This is a genomic window from Faecalibacterium sp. DFI.5.82 (assembly GCF_029076575.1).
GTDB classification, from domain to species: Bacteria; Bacillota; Clostridia; order Oscillospirales; family Ruminococcaceae; genus Faecalibacterium; species Faecalibacterium duncaniae.
Genome location: NZ_JARFIS010000442.1, coordinates 1 through 314 on the forward strand (window position 1 = coordinate 1; position 314 = coordinate 314).

General features: G+C 67.5%; 1 protein-coding gene. It reads left to right on the top strand.

Annotation, left to right across the window (positions count from 1 at the left end; all coding sequences use genetic code 11):
* Positions 1-314, top strand: a 314-nt coding sequence (locus P0G09_RS17340; protein ID WP_275253294.1) for an ATP-binding cassette domain-containing protein, incomplete at both ends; no start/stop codon positions are given.

A 314-nucleotide genomic window follows, 5' to 3' on the forward strand; every position in this document is an offset into this window, starting at 1 on the left:
GCTCGGTCTGCTTTGGCGGCAGGGAGCTTTCCACCCTGACCCCGCGCCAGATCGCCGCCACGGTCGGGTATCTTGGCCATGACCCGGAACAGAGTGCCGACACCGTGCAGAATAATGTCCTCTGCGGCAGCGAACAGGATGCCATGCCGTGGCTTGCAGCTGCTGCCCTGAAGGAGGAAGTGCTGGCCATGGAAAAGGGTACGGAGACGGTCATCGGCAGCGGCGGCACCCGCCTTTCCGGCGGGCAGGCACAGCGTCTGGCTTTGGCCCGGACGCTGGCCCATCCCCGCCCGGGGCGGGTGCTGGATGACCCC